The following is a 16,179-nucleotide window of genomic DNA, read 5'->3' on the forward strand; positions in this document are numbered from 1 at the left end:
ATAAAGAAGATTCTTAAATGAGTAAAGAAATACTATCTGATTTATGGAATAGCATTAAAACGATCAAAACCAAAGGATCATTTACTCAAAACGTTTCCATAGTTTTCTCAGGAAACGTTCTCAATTTTATTCTCCAGCTAGTATTCTCTCCTATAATCAGTAGGATATTTACTCCGGAGGCGTATGGCGAATATGCTTATTACAACTTGATCATTACCAATATTATATTCTTCTCATCTCTCTCTCTTTCCTCTGTCTATGTGCTCCCAAAATTTAAGCTGGATTTTTACGCACTTTTAAAGTTGGTATTTATTCAAGCAGTTGTAGCATCTATTATAGCACTCGCTATATTTCTTATCGCAGATGGCTGGCTTTTCAATTTTGAAGGATCCGTCCTGGCCATTCCACTGATACTGACCATGATCATGCTCGAAGTACTTAATGGGGGCTTTTCCTCATTCAATATTCGCGAAAAAAGATTCAAAAGGAATACGACTTCTTCACTGATTACAAATTTCATTTCCAGGGTGAGCACCATTCTTATTGGACTTTTTGCTTTTGCAAATGGTATTGGCTTGCTCTTAGGTGATTTCGTTCGATCCATCTCCTTGTTGTTCACCCAGACCTCATCAAAGACAAAACTTATATTCCTTAAATATTTTTTTAAACCAAATATTAGGCACCTTAAGCAGGTGTTTTTCGAGAATATAAATGTGCCAAAATTTATATTCCCTGTTCAACTACTTAACAAATGGGCAGCAGACCTCCCACTAATAGCTATTGGAGCATTCTATAGTATTGAGACAGTAGGTGCATATACATTCGCAGTTGCCTTGCTCAATATTCCGGGGCGTTTGTTTGAAAGCTCTCTGCGTCCTGTTTTCTTTCAGAAAGCAAATGAGGTATATCTGGAAAACCCATCTAATCTTCCATCTCTTTTCTTAAAAACATTTAGGATATCATTTTTTGGCAGCTTAATTCCCACCACTGGCCTCTCATTATTAGCACCGATCATTTTTCCATTTGTCTTTGGAGACGAGTGGCAAGTGGCAGGGTATATTGCCATGCTATTAGGTATTAAGTATGTAATTATTGCTGTTTTGTCTCCATATACAGGATTTTGGAGGATAATGAAAAGAGAAAAACAGCTTTTTAAGCTGAATACATTATCACTCGTTTTTCGGCTTGCACCACTTTTACTGCCCCTATTCGATGTTGGGGTTTATAATTTTATGATTTTATACGCTATTTTAAGCTCTTTTGGTACTCTTGTGAATTTAACTGATTTGATATGGGTACTGTTGAAAAAAAACACAGCAATCAAACTATTAATTGGTATTGTTTTCACATTTGCAGTCTGCTTCTCTGTGATTGTTTTAATTGCTTACAGCTACCATCTACTTTAACCTTGCACCATTATGAATCAATTCGAAGAGAAAATTAAGTTCTTAGAAACCCAGACTCATTTAATTGATAAGAAAATAAGGGAATGGTGGAGTAATTACTTAAAGAACAATATTGGTAGATATGAATTTTCATTGGGTTTTATAAACGCCGATAAACGGGACTCTGTGCTAGAGATAGGTAGTATCCCATGCCACCTAACCTATCTTTTGTCAAGTGAATGCAATGTTACCGGTGTAGATCTGGAACCTAATAGAAATAAGGAATTTATCAATTCGAACGGCTTGCACATTGAGAAATGTGACATTGAAACGGAAAAACTTCCCTTTGATGATCAGTCTTTCGATAAAATAGTTTTTCTCGAAGTGTTGGAGCATTTAAGGATCAATCCAATTTTTACCCTAAAGGAAATATCTCGGGTATTGAAACCCTCGGGAAGATTAATTTTAAGTACACCGAACGTTTCTGTGCTTACCAGATATGAATACTTGAAGGGGTTAGGTTATCAGGGCGATCCAGTGGAAGAATTCAGCAAATTGGAAACAATCGGCCATATGGGACATTTTAGAGTATTTGACTTTGGAGACATAAAAAGCATGCTTAATCATGTCAATCTTAATATCTGCAAAACCGACTACTATGGAGCAATCCCACAAGGGTTTGTGTCATCAATTTTGAAACCTTTTTATGGTAAAAAACTAAAACAAATCATTTTTATTGATGCGGAAAAAAATGATTCTTGATCTAATTGAGTTCATTGTAACCCTCCTTCCGCTTTTTATAAAAAAGAAGGTTTTTAAACTAATTAATATCTACCTACTTAGGAGAAATTTCAATATTTATAGATTTAATGATGTTGCTTTTATGGGAATTCTTAGGGCAACACATCCTAAAAATATAATCTTGAAAAAGGGATGCGTTATAGAACGGAATGTTAAGCTCGAAAATGAACGTCTTGTTATCGTAGAAGAAGATCAGGTTTTGGCAAAAGGATCAATAATTAGAAATGACTTGAATGACAAAGGCCCCCTAATCATAGGCTCTAGAAGCAGAAAAATCGAAAGTAAATCATCCCAAATTGTTTTTGTATTAGGTACAGGAAGGTCAGGGACTAACAGTATAATCAGAACACTCAATCAAAATACTAAAATTCATGGGATACATGAGCCTTCAGATGAACTGGTTCCTTTAGCATACGAATTTCTCAATAATGGGCCATCCAAACAAAAGATAACTTATTGCTTGCATACCATTTTAGATTCCATTGATCAAAAAGGAAAATTGGTCATTTCAGACCAAAAACTAGTTCCATTCATCGATTTTTTAGCGAACCACTATCCTGACTCAAAGTTTATATGGCTGATTAGAAACCCTGCAGATGTTGTTAATTCAACATATCACAGGGGATGGTTTGCTAATACTGAATTTGGATATGATGTGGTGGCTTCTGAACCAGATGTCTATTCATCGAAAATATTTAGCAAATTTCGGATTAATGGATATCTATGTAATGAATTTAGTGAAAAAGAATGGAGGGAAATGGACTCATTTGAAAGAAACTGCTGGTATTGGAAGTATTGGAATCAATTGATTGAAAATCAGCTATCAGCTGTAAAAAGGGAACGGTGGATGGTGCTAGGTTTGGAAAGCTTAAATAAAAAATTAGATGATCTTATCTCATTTATTGGTGAGTCTGACTTTAACTATTCCGTTACTAAATCAAACCAGGCCAAATACGCGTTAAAGGATATAAATGAATGGCCAGAACAGTGGACCGATCATCTGAGAACGTATTGTGTGGATTACTATAATCATTTAAAGCAGGATTACGCTATCTAGCAATGAGACTGGTTTTACATTTGATTTTGGCGGTGATTCTTGCTCCGACTGTTCTGACAGCTCAGGTTATAAATGTATCCTATCCCGAAGACTTATGCATAAATGAAAGATTTGAAGTAGATAATCAATCTACCGGATTCTCCGAATATCAATGGGATTTTTGCCCTGGTGATCTAAATAAAACTCCAACCGCAGGTTTTCTGACTAATTCTAGTCTCCTCAATGGTGCATTTAGTGTTGAATTACTTTACGATAATGGATGGTTAGGTTTTTTTCCAAGCCGAAATGGAGATGCTTTATACAAAGCTGATTTTGGATCAGACTTAAAAAGCACACCTTCATTAAGTGAAGTCAGTGTAGAAGATGGTTTTATAGACGGTCCCGTTTCTATCTCTTTTCTGGATAGTGCTGATCATTATTTCTGTTTTTTGATGAATAGAGATGATGGGAAAGTGATCCGATTAGACTTTGGCGATGATCTGTCTTCAGATCCTACTGCAAATGACTTGGGTAATTTCAGCCAAATACCAGCTGCTGTCGCAGATGGACTTAAGGTTGTTGCTGATTCTATTGGCTCATATGTGATTTTGGTTACTTATGGTTCTACTATTGGGATAATTAACCTTGGAGATTCTCCTACTTCAAGCGGAACATTCAGCTCGTTCTCAATTGGTAGCAGTAGCAGACTTTTTGGGATTGATGTGATAAATCATGAAGGTAATTGGTATGGATTAGCAACTTCATTCGGAAATGGAAAAGTCTACCATCTTGATTTTGGAGAACGTATCACAAATTCTGCTACAGTAACCGAACTCTCGAACGGGGGGCATTCCCTTGGGTCACCGGCTGATATAAGATATGTAAAAGATGGAACGGACTTCTATGCTCTTATGCAAACCAGGGCTGGTAGTTTATTTCTATATGACTTTGACCAAGATCCATCTTCTACATCTCCTGATATAACCAATCTGGGAGCCTTTAGCCTATTTGACAATAATAGCTCTGGATTAGATGTAGTAAAAGACAGTTCAGAGTGGATTGCAATTAATACAAACTTCTCTTCGAATGAAGTGCATTATATAAGCTTTAAAAAAACATGTGATGTTTCCGATGAATTTATAAATAGTTCTAGTCCTAATGTGTCTTATAGTTCGGCCGGAGATTTCCCCTTTGAAATTTCTTTCGTAGGAGATTCCACCATTCAGTATTTAATTGATACAATCACCATTAATAGCAATGTTGCACCCGCAATTGAATTCACATTTAACGAGAGCCGATGCATTACATCTGCCAACACCTTCACTCCTTCGATTCTGGGTCTCACATCGTATTCCTGGGACTTTGATGGTGATGGGATGGAGGATAGCAATGCGGAGAGTCCTCAGGTGTTGTTTGATACCTTGGGGGGCGCAGGTACATACATGGTTAGGCTGGAGGTAACCGATGGTACCTGTAGTAACAATTATGAGGAAGAGATTATTATTTATGCAGAGCCGCCGGTTCCATCGTTTACAGTAACCAGCAGTGGTTCATTGTGTACAAACAATGAGCTGACACTAACGAACACGACAGATGAGACTGGCTATGATGATGTACTTACGTATCAATGGGTCATAGATGGTGAAGTAGCGAGTCAGAAGGACACGGTTTATACGTTTACAGAATCGGGTGAAAAGACGATCACACTTCAGAGTTTTTTGCCAGGTTGTTCCTCAGCCATTACAGAGCAGAACATCACCATAGTAGATGGTCCATTAGTTAGCTTCACTTATTCAAACAATTGTTTTGAAGAAGCGATAGTATTTACGAGTGAGGTAGAGGGAACGGGGATTACCGGATACAGTTGGGACTTTGGAGATGGAACGGGGAGTTCTACAGATGCCAACCCTACCTACACTTATTTAGCTACCGGAGATTATACCGTAAGCCTCACGGTGACCAATGATGCTGGTTGCGAGACAGAATATTCGGAGTTGCTTACTGTGAGTGATACTCCCGCCGCGGATTTTTCTGTGGATGTCACTACAGAGAATCTTCCGACCCGTTTTTATGGGGAGGATTTAACCCACAGTGGGGATTCGGTGGAGACATGGTTATGGAATGTGGAAGGTGCGGAGTTTGGTGAAGATACTATTGAGTATACATTCACTGCACCCGGAGATTACCTGGTATCCTTGGATGTCACCACCTATCAGGGGTGTGCATTTACTGTTTCAAAGACTGTTACGATTAATGCTGCTAGCGAACCTACTTCATTATTTTCATCGGTGGACGAAGCTTGTATAGATGAGCAGGTAACCTTTGTCAACGAATCTGCTAATGCAGCATCATATGAATGGGATTTTTGTTCGGAAGATATTTTGGTGACACCACTGACATCAGAGCTGGAGTCACTGGCATTGACAAATCAGCCATTCGAGATAGAAGTGGTCGAGGATAATGGCAGTTGGTATGGGTTCATAACAAACCGTAATTCAAATACATTATTGCGTTTGGACTTTGGTGCTGATTTGCTGTCAGACCCTACTGAAGTCGATCTTGGTGATTTCGGAGAGCTACTGGATGGCCCGTCAGGTATTGGCTTACTACAAGTAGGCACAGTTTGGTACGGTATTACGGGCAATCTGGATGACGGGCTCATTCACCTTTTGACTTTTGGAGATGGTATAGACCAGTCGCCAACGATAGCGAATATATCGGTCACGGGAATCACCACCACCGATGGAGTGGAATTGATCAACGATAATGGTAGCTACAAAGCAATTATACTCTCGGGAGCAAACCTCCATATACTGGATTTTGGAAGCGATATTACATCTGCACCTACACAATCAACTGTCAGTATAAGTGGGGCCACCCGGCTGTGGGATATAAGTTTGATTCGTGAGGGTGGAAGTTGGTATGCGATTTTGGATGCTTTTACATCAGGGAAGCTATTTCATTTAGATTTCGGAGCGACGATTACAAGCACTTTCACAGTCACACAAATCGATATGAGCGGGATTACGTTTAACTCTCCGACTGACTTGAATTTGGTAAGGTCCGGCTCTGACGTATACGGTCTGGTGAACCTTCGGTCGGGTAATTTGGTAAGGTTGAATTTTGGCCCGGACGTAGAAGACCTGACACCATCAATAGAGGTATTATCAGGGTTAAACCTTGGTAATGACCTGGCTGGTCAATCTTTGGTCAGTAAGGATGGCAGCCTGATTGTATTTACAACGGATTTTATCGCCAATTCGGTGAGCAGACTGGTGTTTGAAGATAGCTGTTCGGTTAGCGGGCTGTTTTCAACGCAGGAGATGCCAGATCCGATAAGTTTTACTGAGGCAGGGAGCTATGAGGTATCCCTGACAGCCATCCATGAAAACGGAACAAAAGACATCTCAACAAAACTTATAGTTGTCAATGATCAGATGGCTCCAGATGCCAGTTTTTCCATCGATGACTCGCGCTGCATCACCAATGCCAACACCTTCACTCCTTCGATTCTGGGTCTCACATCCTATTCGTGGGATTTCAATGGTGATGGGATAGAGGACAGTGATGCGGAGAGTCCTCAGGTGTTGTTTGATACCTTGGGGGGCGCAGGTACATACATGGTTAGGCTGGAGGTAACCGATGGTACCTGTAGTAACAATTATGAGGAAGAGATTATTATTTATGCAGAGCCGCCGGTTCCGGGTTTCAATGTTTCGGCATCAAGATATTGCATTGGGGCAGACATTGATTTTAGCAATATAACAGATGATGCTTCGTATACGGGTCCTTTGACTTATGCTTGGGAGTTTGTTGATGATGCTACCTCCACCATTGTAGGAACTTCAAATGAAGAAAACCCATCATTTGCGTTTACAACATCGGGATCAAAAACAATTATTCTCACCTCTAGCATCCCAGGCTGTGAAGATCAAACTCAGCAAACGATCACTATTAATCCAAGCCCAACAGCAAACTTCTCTGCTAACTCCGTATGCCAAAATGAATCCATGCAATTCACGAATACCAGCACAGATGCAATTTCCTATCTATGGGATTTTGGCGATGGATTTACTTCAACAGATGAAAACCCAAGTCATATATTTACTGAAGCAGGAAATTATTTAGTGGACTTGACTGCTGCAAATGAAGATGGATGCGATCAAACAACAACTATTGAAGTGGCTGTCTCAGATAATCCTCAAGTCAATTTTGATTTCGAAATACCATGCGACTCGGATAATGGGGTAACATTTACTGATCTAAGCACCGTTTCCAATGCTGACCTGGTTAGTTGGATATGGTTTGTGGATGGAATGGAAGTATCTACTCAGCAAAACCCAGTTTTAAATTTCACTGAAGCAGGTATTAAGAATATTTCTCTGGCTGTCACCAGTTCCAATGGTTGCGAATCTACTTACAATGAAGACATAGATATTATGACTGCTCCTGTCCCTGATTTCACCATTACTGTAGGTTGCAAGGGTGAAGAATCACTTTTTGAAGATGCTTCAACAGGTGGTTCCCTAAATTCCTGGCTATGGACGGTGGATGGTATAAACTATAGCTCTGAAGATATCAGTCATATTTTTGTAGATGCTGGAACTTACGAAGTATCATTGGAGGTAACCGGTCAAAATTTTTGTTCTGAAAGTATTACGAAATCCATTGAAATAATTGAGCTACCCACCGTTGATTTTTCGCTAAGCGGAGATTGCGATAATGAATTGATAAGCGCTATAGATATGTCTACTAGTATGGTTGATCCAATCATTTCAAGAAGATGGATGTTGGACGGAGCTAATGTTGGGAATGGGTCGCAATTATTTCTCGAGCTTACTGATGATTCTTACGAACTTCAGCTTGAGGTGGAAACAGCCGGAGGTTGCATGACAAGCTACACTCAAACAATTCAGATTAATGATTCCCCGGTTTCATCTTTCACCAGCTCTAAAACGTATGGGACACCAAAAGAGGAATTAACATTTACCAACACCTCGAGTGGTGGCGTATCCTTTCAGTGGCTGCTAAATGGTGAGTTTATAAGTGAAAATCCCGAAGATGAGCGTATAGTTTTTACAGAATCAGGAATACACGAAGTTAGTCTGGTGGCTCAAAATAGTTTGGGTTGCGTCGATACCACCACTCAGGAAATTGAAATTGCCATCCCTGTAGTTGACCTTTCCATCGGAAGTTTCGAATTAGTAAATGAGAACAATACTGGAAAAATATTCCTTGAGATTCAAAACAATAGTAATCTGCCCGTTGAGCTAACGGATGTGGAAGTGACGCTGGAAGGCCAATTTACTATCATAGAGCAGATCTTGGAATTCATTGATGTGGGTGAATCCAGTTTGGTTAGTCTAAATCTAGGGATTCCAATTTCCACCAATTCTCAGACCAGCTATTTGTGTGCAAAACTAAACTCTCAATATGTTGGATATGATGATGTTGATCCCCTTAACAATGAAAAATGTCTAACTATTGAACCAGAAGTAAAAGTTGAAGACCCATTCCCTAATCCTGTAATTACAGATCGATTTAGGATGAAAGTCATCACACCAAGAGACGGGCAAGCCCATTTGGTTCTGACCAATTCTGCCGGTAAGATTGAAATGGATCGAATGTTTGAATCAAAAGCCGGACTCAATAACTTTTTTGTTGATATGAGTTCGCTCGATCCGGGTATTTACTTCATTTCTATTGAAGTGTTAGGAACCCTTCATAAGCGAAAAGTTGTCAAACTTTAATCGCATCATCCCGTTAGGGTCTTTCATCAATTAATTGTTAAAGGTTTGTAGTTTATTTAAATGGCAGCCAAAACTTTTGATAATCCTATTAAATTTGCAGCGAATAAAATTCTGTTATTCCGAATCGGACTAATGAAACCGAAAGAAAATCAACAATTCACATGAAAATACAATCATCGCGTATTAAGCTGGACAAAATCGATCGCAAGATTTTGGATATTTTACAGTCAAACGCAAAAATCACCAACGCACAACTTTCTAAAGACATTGGACTATCGCCTGCTCCAACATTGGAGCGTGTGAAAAAGCTGGAAACTTCAGGTATCATCAAAAGCTATCATGCTAAGCTAGATACTGACAAGGTAGGGCTCGGTGTTCACACATTTGTTCAGGTTTCCTTAAAAGGTCACAATAAGCGTAACATTGATGCTTTTATCAATGCCATCAATGCCATTTCTGAAGTTATTGAATGTCATCATATTACAGGTTCCGGAGATTTCATTTTGAAAATTATCTCAAGTGACATCCAATCTTATCAAAAGCTGATGCTGGAAAAAGTATCGGAAATTGAGGTAGTAGATGGCTTGCAATCCATGATAATACTCTCTACTTTCAAGGACAGCAAAGTAATGCCTGTGCCTGAAAATGAGTAGCAATCAGATTTTAACTCAGCCCAAAGTAGATCAGATCATTCGAAGGATCGCCTACCAGATTTATGAAAATAACATGAATGATGAAGTGGTGCTGGTAGGTGTTGATTCTGGTGGAAGAAAATTAGCTGATCAAATCAACGAAACACTTGCTGAGATTGCGGGGAAAAAGTCCATATGCCACACAATTTCATTGGACAAAGAAAATCCGCTAAACAAAGACATCCTCATTGATGGGGATGTCTCTGATTTGAAGAACAAAACGGTTATTCTATGTGACGATGTGCTTAATAGCGGACGAACACTCGCATATAGCCTTACTAAGCTTTTAACCCTCCATGTCAAAAAGGTAGAGACTGCTGTTCTGGTTTTGAGGACTCATGGTAGATTCCCTATTTACGCCAACTATAAAGGGTATGAACTTTCAACGACCATTAAAGAGCATGTGGAAGTAAAGCCTGGTGATGGGGTGTTTTTAAATTGAGATAAATTCTTCTCTCTAAGTCCTAATGTACATTTTAGTTGGTTAGAATTTAGCGACAGGAGTAATAGAATTATTAATGCCTACGCACACCCTTTCATCCCTGAAAGGATCCTGCCCTCCAGCGTTGGTTGTGCTTGAATGGCACCCCTTTAGGGGCTGGGGGTTATTTATTAGTAATCCTTATAAAGATTTGGTTTTCTCGTGAGCATTTCCAGGCTCATTTCTACCAAATCACCCATACATTCACATTTCAAGAACTCTTTCTCTTCGTAAAAATCAGCAAGCTCTTTCTTTAGCCTCTCAATATTTTCAGGTTTCGAGAGTTTGTCTTTTTTCATAGCCATTAGTAGGTCCTTCACACGTTTGTGCTCAACCTTTAGTCGGTTGGCGATATTAGACCTTTCTTCCCGTTGATATTGTTTCACTGTTTCAGGGGTCATGTGTTTCAGTCCGATTTTAATGATGGGATTGTTCTGTGTATAATATTGAGGTAGGTAAATAGCCCTTCTACCTTCATAGGATTGCTGGTCAAAATCTATCGCCCTTAATCGATACTCAACATCTTCAAAATCAGGGGTGATGTCAATGACAAAGTTGCTGCTATGCATATCTCCAAGTAATCGAACAAAGCACCGCTCATTGAATTTCACAAATTCTTTTGCGAGGCGGATTTCATTCAAATTGGCACTTCCAAGGTATTTTTTAATAAAGAGTTCAGCAGGGATGCCTATTATATGCTCCTCAATCAGTGTTTCTCTATTGACCACATAGCTGATTTTATTTGGGGACAATAGGTGTTCCAGCTCCAGCCCATAAATTCGTGATGCATCTGCATTCTTAATGTAGAAATAGTCGAAGTTGTCATTGATCTGATTGACAACCCGCACTCGAAAAGGCTGTGTGTTCCCATATGCGCACAAGTCCACACGATCGATGATGAGGTGATCCATCACGGAAAGATCCCCATCTGATTTCATTATGGCATAGACTTTCTTTAATGAGGCATTAATGTGCTGCATATCTCCCTGCGGGAAAAACACCGTTTCCCAAAGTGTATCGTTACCCACCTTATCATAAAGTGGAATCGAATTATCATAGCGAAGAAGGTCGCCATAGTAGATGGGCAAATCCATCTCTCGATCATATTTTTTTATGTAGGATCGGAGGGCTTTCGTTATTGGAAAAATTTCTTTCTTCTTACTGATTATTGCCATGTAGCAATTTGTTTAATCCATATACTTTACTCCAAACCGACCAATTTTAGGCTCGATCGGGGCAGGTACTGTTTCGCTTCTGATCATTTCCAATAAATCAATTTCGATATTACGAGTGATCGAATTGATTGGAGTATCAGCAGCTCGTCCTTCAAAAGGATCTTCCGTAACTGCACCTGATTTTTCCAAAATAGTAAAAACAAAAGAGATGGCTATAGACATGGGTATAGCTCCCCATTGCATTTGTGAAGCAAGTGCAAAAGGTAAACATATCACAAAAAGCCATAGAAAAACTCCGGTAAAGTAATTATAGTAATAAGGAAATATTGTGCCTTTAATTCGTTCAGCTTTTCCTTGTAAATCGTAAAACTCTTTTATGACATTCATCAATTCCATATGTCGGAAATCTTCGATTATTTGATCTTCATAAGCGTTTTGAAGTCTTTCGCTTTGTTTATGAAGAATTTGAGTAGGTTTATTATGCAGTTTTTTTATTGCCTCTATTTCTTTTTCAGATATATATCGTTCCAGATCACTCCAATGATTGTGCTTTCTAAGATGCATGATCAAGGCATATAGCCACCCGATATGACGGTGGATTAATTCCTTCCTCCAGGCCTGTACTTTATCGTCATTGACCTTGCCTTTTGAAAAATGGGTGGAAGAGAAGGTACATATCATCACCCCAAATGTTCTACTGGCATTTACAATCCCACCCCAGATTTTTCGGGCTTCCCACCACCGATCATAAGCGCTATTATTTCTAAATCCTAGAAATATGGCTAATGCTCCCCCAAGTATGGTTACTGGCACCATGGGCAGTATAATAGGATCCCACATGAAAATCTCACCAAATTCATTTTGCAAAACGGCAAAGATGGAAATAATAGTAAATAGCAAAATGTTCCTTCGGTTGTAGAAAGTAATCCCCAGGATTTGTTTGAAGGGATTATCAGAGTATTTAATGATCATCTGTCAGCATTTTTAGGTACGTTTTTGAAGAGGTATGACACCACTTTCTGAATTCATCCCCAACATCTTTGTGATTTGGAAGATACTCTAACAAAATATCTAAGTCAAAAATTTCACTCGATACCCCGGCACCAGCCTTCCTGGCATCTAAGGCATTGCATGCTTGTTCATAATGTCCCTCTACCGGAACCATTAAAACTGGTTTGCCCAGATACATTGCCTCACATACTGATTCAAAACCTGCGGTGGTCAGGTACCCTTTACATGAGGTCATGTAGTGAATAAATTTCTTATCATCAAGCTGGTGAAATGTAAGTGTCTCATCAATTTTTAAAACTGAAGGCTCATCCTTTTTGTCCCAGAAACAATGGATTGGAACCTCAGGATGTTTTTTGTGAAAGGCCTCAACTTCTGCAGAATACCCATGATTAACCATATATATCAGAAAATGATCACCTACCAAGGGTGATTGTTTTTTTATTTCTTCCCTAAGTAATGGCGGTACAACAAAGAGTCTTTTCTCTGATTCATCCTTCATAAATTGAAAGGATAAGCCTAATTTTTTGTCTGCCTTATATCCTGCTAGCTTATTACCGGCAAGTAATGACGATTTATCATAAAATCTTCCTTTGGGAAACTCAAACTCAGAGTGACTTAGCAAAAATTGATGTGCCAAAGCAATATGTCGAAACTTGGGTCGCTTCAAGAGAAAATAAAGTCCTCCTAGAAAATCGTAAAAATTTATAATGGCAACCGGCTGTTCTTTTTTAGCAATCCGTTCTATTTCATTGATGCTGTTTAGAAACGTTTGATACTTTCTGAGATTTGCTGTTAATGTTTTAAATACATTAACAGATCTGTTGTTTTTGTCAGTGACAAAATTCGGACTTTCTAGCTGAGTAATGGGAGCTTTGATTTGCTCTAGGAAAAATTTCGGCAATTCCCTCCGTTTACTTTTCCCAACGATCACATGAGGTACTTCATGTCCATTTTCTGTAAGAATCCGGAACAAAGAAATGGCTTGGGTCATGTGTCCACGCCCTTCTCCCTGCACGATAAAGATATACTTCAATAGAGCTGATATTTAGCTCGCAAACTTAAGGAGAAACTCAGTGCCTTCACCGATCTGGGACTTTGCGGTTATGTTACCGCCATGCTTCCTCATTATTTGTTTAGAAAGGCTTAATCCAATGCCGGAACCATTTTTCTTGGTGGTGAAGAAAGGAATGAAGATTTTCTTGAGAGCTTCTTCTTCAATACCGGTCCCATTATCGGCTACAGAGATATAAGCCCCACCACCCTCTATTGGCATAGCCGTAATCGTCATAGATTTATTTTGTTTATCATCTGACGCCAAAGCCTGAATTGCATTTTTTACCACATTAATGATTACCTGCTCGATCTGCTCCCGATCGATATTTATCTTGAGGTTAGGTTTTACAGAACAGTTTACGGAGATATTGGAAGCTTCAATGTCCGGTTTTAAAAGCACTAAGATGTGCTTAATCATATCTTCAACTCCTGTTGGCTCAAGGTTTGGGAGTTTGATTCGGGTCATGTTTCTGAAATCAGAAACAAACTTGATCAGGCTCTCGCTTCTGTTATGAATGGTTTTTACCGATAGATAAAAGTCTTCAATCGTGTCATCTTTTATCTGGTTGATATTCATTCCATTTTCCAGAAATTCTGCTAACTCGGTTTCAACAGTTGCAGCTAATGATGAAATTGGCGTTACTGAATTCATGATTTCATGGGTTAATACCCGAATCAGGTTTTGCCACGCCTCCATCTCTTTTTCTTCCAGCTCAGACTGGATGTTTTGAATGGAAATGAGTTTGAATGGTTTGCCTCTAAGAGATAATTCAATGGCATAAACTGCAAGCTGAACCTCGTCATCATTTTTGGAGATTTTCACCAAATCTCGCCCGCCAGTCCTAAGATCAGTTATGGATTCCTGGAGAGCGGGATGATCCCTGCCGATTTGCTTGATGTTTTTTATCAGTTTAATGCCTAGCAACTTTTTGGCAGCATTATTCATGATCTGAACCTCCCCATCCGAATCAAATGTGATGATTCCAATGCCAATGTGTTGAACAATGGTTCGCAAATACTGATGCTGAGCTTCTTTGTCTGCTCGTATCTCTCTGAATTTTTTTAAAATTTCATTGAATTCGTGGTAAAGCAAATCCCTGCTGGATCCGGTTTTTTTCTCCGGATAAGTATTTGTGAAATCATCATAATGGATGCTTTCCAAAAAATGAACGATCTCCCTATTTGACTTTTCTAAAAAGTGATACAAATACCAGATTTGAAAAAGCCCAAGACAGAAGACAAGAAACTTTGTGAAAAAATACGATTCCGAATAGTACAAATCCGTAAATAGAAACATGATCAGAATGAGCAAGCCCAGTCTGATGGTTAGTTGAAATCTGAATGATTTATAAACCATGTTTTTCTAGTCTTCTGTATAATGAGGCACGGGTTAACCCCAATTCTTTAGCTGCTTTTGATATGTTTCCCTCATACTTATTCACTACTTTTTGGATTGCAATCCTCTCCATATCTTCCAGGTTATAAGAGTCTGGCTCAAGAGAAAGGTTGCTATCCGGCTTTTGAGCCAGGAAGAAAAAATCTTCTGGCATTAGTTGTGAATTATCACTCATGATAATAGCTCGCTCTATTGCATGCTGCAATTCACGAATATTCCCTGGCCATGGGTACTTCTGGAGTTTGCTTACTGTGACAGGAGCGACACCATCTATGTTTTTCCTGTATTTACCGGCATACATTTTCACGAAATGGTTGGCCAGCATTTCCATATCCTCCATTCGTTCTCGAAGTGGTGGAAGCTGGATTTCTACCGTATTGATTCGATAGAGCAAATCCTGCCTGAATGTATTTTCATTTACCATCTCATACACAGGCATATTGGTTGCGCTCACCAAGCGTATATCAATTGGAATTTCTTGATTGCTGCCTATTCGGGTTACTTTCCTGTTTTGGATAGCCGTCAAAAGTTTTGACTGGAGAGGCTGGCTTAAATTTGCAATTTCATCCAGAAAAAGGGTACCTCCGGAAGCAACCTCGAACCTTCCGGCTCGATCCTCCTTTGCATCTGTGAATGATCCTTTCTTGTGACCAAAAAGCTCACTTTCAAAAAGGGACTCAGTGATTGCTCCCATATCCACACCGATGAAAGGCATATCTTTTCTGAGTGATTTCTGATGAATAGCTCGAGCAATTAACTCTTTTCCTGTTCCATTTTCACCAAGAATTAAAACGTTAGCATCTGTGGAAGCTACTTTATCTATTAGCTTAAAAACTTTTTTGATAGCATCACTTTCTCCAATGATGTCTTTAAATGCTTTGCTACTGTCAGCTTGAAGGGTCTTGCTGGTTTGCTTGAGTTTTGAAACTTCCTTACGGCTCTTCGTCAATTTAGAAGCACTTGAAAGTGTGGCCAGCAGTTTTTCATTTTGCCATGGCTTCAGTACGAAATCAGTAGCTCCAGCTTTAAGTGCCCGAACAGCCATTTCAACATCGCCGAATGCAGTAATCAATATAACCACAGCCTCAGGATCCTTTTCCAGTATTTGCTCTAGCCAATAGAACCCTTCTTTACCACTGGTGGTATCCTGACTGAAATTCATATCCAAAAGAATGACATCAAAACTGTCATTATTTAAAAGGAAAGGAATTTTACGAGGATCCTTTTCGATCACTACTTCTTTGATATGTTTTTTAAGCAACATTTTGGCTGCCAAAAGCACATCCTCGTCATCGTCTATTATGAGTATTTTATTAATTTCTTCTTCCACCTTTTTTCTGATTTTGTAATTGAGAGTTTGCTACAACTGTGCCAAGAGCAAAAAACGGCTCTGGTATGG

The 16,179-nt window shown here is 39.1% G+C and carries 11 protein-coding genes; 6 read left to right on the forward strand and 5 right to left on the reverse strand.

Annotation, left to right across the window (positions count from 1 at the left end; translation table 11 throughout):
• Window positions 1-17: 17 nt before the first annotated feature.
• The 6 genes from RIC88_RS10805 (at window position 18) to RIC88_RS10830 (ending at window position 10,106) form a co-directional block, all read left to right on the forward strand.
• Window positions 18-1,406, forward strand: a complete 1,389-nt coding sequence (locus tag RIC88_RS10805) for an oligosaccharide flippase family protein (RefSeq protein WP_350217555.1) — start codon at window positions 18-20, stop codon at window positions 1,404-1,406.
• Window positions 1,407-1,418: 12 nt separating this feature from the next.
• Window positions 1,419-2,147: a class I SAM-dependent methyltransferase gene (locus RIC88_RS10810; RefSeq protein ID WP_350217556.1), complete on the forward strand. Its 729-nt coding sequence runs from the start codon at window positions 1,419-1,421 to the stop codon at window positions 2,145-2,147.
• 160 nt (window positions 2,148-2,307) lie between these two features.
• Complete coding sequence (locus RIC88_RS10815; RefSeq protein WP_350217557.1) at window positions 2,308-3,243, forward strand: sulfotransferase; 936 nt, start codon at window positions 2,308-2,310, stop codon at window positions 3,241-3,243.
• Between the two features lie 2 nt (window positions 3,244-3,245).
• A complete protein-coding gene (locus tag RIC88_RS10820) occupies window positions 3,246-8,972 on the forward strand; it encodes a PKD domain-containing protein (protein WP_350217558.1) in 5,727 nt (1,908 codons plus the stop codon).
• Between the two features lie 161 nt (window positions 8,973-9,133).
• Window positions 9,134-9,625 carry an Lrp/AsnC family transcriptional regulator gene (locus RIC88_RS10825; RefSeq protein WP_350217559.1) on the forward strand — a complete coding sequence of 164 codons (492 nt, stop codon included), beginning with the start codon at window positions 9,134-9,136 and terminating at the stop codon, window positions 9,623-9,625.
• The gene (locus RIC88_RS10830; RefSeq protein ID WP_350217560.1) at window positions 9,618-10,106 is read left to right on the forward strand and encodes a phosphoribosyltransferase family protein; all 489 of its coding nucleotides are present in this window, start codon (window positions 9,618-9,620) and stop codon (window positions 10,104-10,106) included. Before RIC88_RS10825 ends, RIC88_RS10830 begins: the two co-directional genes overlap by 8 nt.
• Before the next feature lie 170 nt (window positions 10,107-10,276).
• On the opposite strand, the gene RIC88_RS10835 is transcribed toward RIC88_RS10830, so the two are convergent.
• The 5 genes from RIC88_RS10835 to RIC88_RS10855 are packed head-to-tail and all read right to left on the reverse strand — an operon-like array spanning window position 10,277 to window position 16,044.
• A complete protein-coding gene (locus RIC88_RS10835; RefSeq protein ID WP_350217561.1) occupies window positions 10,277-11,320 on the reverse strand; it encodes a hypothetical protein in 1,044 nt (347 codons plus the stop codon).
• A 12-nt stretch (window positions 11,321-11,332) separates the two neighbouring features.
• The gene (locus tag RIC88_RS10840) at window positions 11,333-12,292 is read right to left on the reverse strand and encodes a bestrophin family protein (RefSeq protein ID WP_350217562.1); all 960 of its coding nucleotides are present in this window, start codon (window positions 12,290-12,292) and stop codon (window positions 11,333-11,335) included.
• A complete protein-coding gene (locus tag RIC88_RS10845) occupies window positions 12,282-13,364 on the reverse strand; it encodes a glycosyltransferase family protein (RefSeq protein WP_350217563.1) in 1,083 nt (360 codons plus the stop codon). The genes RIC88_RS10840 and RIC88_RS10845 overlap by 11 nt, the downstream gene beginning before the upstream one ends.
• A 12-nt stretch (window positions 13,365-13,376) precedes the next feature.
• Window positions 13,377-14,741, reverse strand: coding sequence for a sensor histidine kinase (locus RIC88_RS10850; protein ID WP_350217564.1), 1,365 nt, complete (start codon window positions 14,739-14,741; stop codon window positions 13,377-13,379).
• Entirely contained in the window at window positions 14,731-16,044 is a 1,314-nt protein-coding gene (locus RIC88_RS10855) for a sigma-54-dependent transcriptional regulator (protein ID WP_502880004.1), read from the reverse strand. Before RIC88_RS10855 ends, RIC88_RS10850 begins: the two co-directional genes overlap by 11 nt.
• Window positions 16,045-16,179 lie beyond the last annotated feature (135 nt).

Source organism: Ekhidna sp., from assembly GCF_040220215.1.
Taxonomy (GTDB): Bacteria; Bacteroidota; Bacteroidia; order Cytophagales; family Cyclobacteriaceae; genus Ekhidna.